3 protein-coding genes are annotated in these 2,175 nt (G+C 25.0%); 1 reads left to right on the top strand and 2 read right to left on the bottom strand.

The genetic code is table 11. The annotated features are described in order from the left end of the window. On the top strand, positions 1–582 hold a 582-nt coding region (gene istB / locus Q0F58_RS19130), incomplete at its 5' end, for an IS21-like element helper ATPase IstB (protein ID WP_367118226.1). A gap of 46 nt (positions 583–628) precedes the next feature. Here the strand turns inward: istB and Q0F58_RS19125 are convergent. Together Q0F58_RS19125 and Q0F58_RS19120 are read right to left on the bottom strand one after the other, a co-directional pair. Then, positions 629–802, bottom strand: coding sequence for a hypothetical protein (locus Q0F58_RS19125; protein WP_294379627.1), 174 nt, complete (start codon positions 800–802; stop codon positions 629–631). Positions 803–810: 8 nt separating this feature from the next. Beyond that, the gene (locus Q0F58_RS19120; protein ID WP_294379625.1) at positions 811–2,124 is read right to left on the bottom strand and encodes a hypothetical protein; all 1,314 of its coding nucleotides are present in this window, start codon (positions 2,122–2,124) and stop codon (positions 811–813) included. Between the last annotated feature and the right edge of the window lie 51 nt (positions 2,125–2,175).

Genomic DNA, 2,175 nt, shown 5'->3' with positions numbered 1-2,175 from the left:
CTTCATTTGAAGCAAGCCGGTTTTGATAATATAAAAACTTTTGAAAACTATGATTTTAATAAAATTATAATTCCTAATACTATAAGTATAGATGGTATTAAAACCCTTGAATTTATGAAAAATAAAGAAAATCTAATATTGTATGGAAGAAATGGGGCTGGAAAGAGCCATATGGCTACTGCTATTGGTGTTGAAGCATGTATGCAAGGGAAAAAAGTTCGCTTTTATAAGACAGCTTCTCTTGTAAATGAACTTACTGATGCAAAAGCAAATGGCTCACTTTTAAAATTACTAAAAAAATTAAGCAGTATTGACTTACTAATCTGTGATGAATGGGGATATCTACCTTTTGATTCTGAAGGTTCACAATTATTATTTCAAGTAATTGCAGACTGCTACGAAAAGCGCAGCTTAATTATTACAACTAATATAGAATTTAGTAAATGGAATGGGATTTTCTATGATGATCAATTAACAGCAGCGTTAATTGATCGTCTGGTACACCATAGTCACCTGATTGTTTTTGATCGGGAAAGCTGGAGATTTGAACATTCCCTTATGAAAGATTCAACAACTAACTAATTTACTCTCTAGGGTGTTACAGTTTTTCTTTGCACTTTGTTACACTTTAGGGTTGCAAAATACAATCATATGATGTTGTATCCTCTTTATTATCTGCAAATGATGATGGAGTTTCTATGTAGTTGAATATTACACATGGCTCTTTAAAATTACCTTTTGATATATAAAATGCAGGTAATTTTAGTTCATCAAATGCTTGCATTATTTCTTTGTTAATCATTATATTACCTATATATTTTTATAAAAATACTCTTCTAATATATCTGTAGTTTTTATATAATTTATATTTATTTTTTCTCCATATTTAGTTATTGCTTCACTAAATTTATTTAACTTATCATATCTAGGTTTAAATTCATCTTTTTCATTGTCCCTAAAATAACAATAAATTATATTAGGTTTCTCACATTTTGAACTTTCCAAAGCTAATATTAAACTTCTCATCATATACTCATCATTATTTAAATCTAATCCAAACAATATTATTGTATTAAGCTTATGTTCTAATATCTTATCATTTAATATTTCACTTTCATCTAAAGTTTTTTTGTTTTTTCCTTTTCCTCTAGTTAAATTACGCACCGACATAAACATGCTTTTATTTATGAAATAGTCTCCTATTAATATATCTGAAAAGCTAATATGCTTTCCTTTATATTTTATTCCCAAGCTTTGATAATAAACATATTCTTCTTTATCACAAATATTATAGCTACCATGTAAATGATACACCTTTGTTGATATTATCTGTTCAATTAATCTATCATAATTTAATGTAAATATGACTTTGAATTTTTCTAAAAAACTTCTTAGCTTATCAATATCTAAATTTTTAATCTTATCAAGCATTTCAAATTCAATAGCTTTTCCATCTGAAAAGATAGTTATAGAGAATAACATTCTATATAATATTTCAAATCCATTAAAAAGAGTTTTTTCATAAATATACTTATCCGGAGTTAATTCAATATCACTTTTATCTCCTAATTCTATCATTTTAATAAACATATTTTGTTCTGGTAACTTATAAAAGTCTAATTCTAAATATTTTATTACAAAATACATATATATAAGTATGGGCCAATATTCTATATTAATATATTTGCTTCCCTTACTTGTTCCAACTTCATAAATAGATTTTACTAACACCAATTCATTTTTATCAAAAATCAAATTATGTATTATTGGATTATTATCCTTAAATTTTGCAGTTTCTAATTTTTCAATAAGATTATCATTGAGCATTATTGATTCAGCAAATTTGACTCCATCATCAAATATTTTATAAAATTTATCTTTAGAAATACTTCTCAAATGCTCTTTAACAGAATTATAATTAGTTCTACATTTAGAAGTAAATTTTTTATTTGATGATATTGAATATTCTCCATTATGAAATAATACTTTACATGAATCATATAATCTATCATAAACATTAGAAAAATAACTATCAAAATTAATACTAAATCCATTTCCACAAATAAATGCACATTCATTCTTTAATAATATTTGTTTAAACTCAGTTATAGTCAGATCCCCCATTTTTTCCTCCCTAAATTCTAAGCTTTTAATTATATAGTATCATTTTATTGC

The sequence above is a fragment of the uncultured Clostridium sp. genome, assembly GCF_934754915.1.
GTDB lineage: Bacteria > Bacillota > Clostridia > Clostridiales > Clostridiaceae > Clostridium.
Note: the sequence above shows the minus strand (reverse complement) of the source record. Positions and strands in the feature narration are given on the sequence as shown.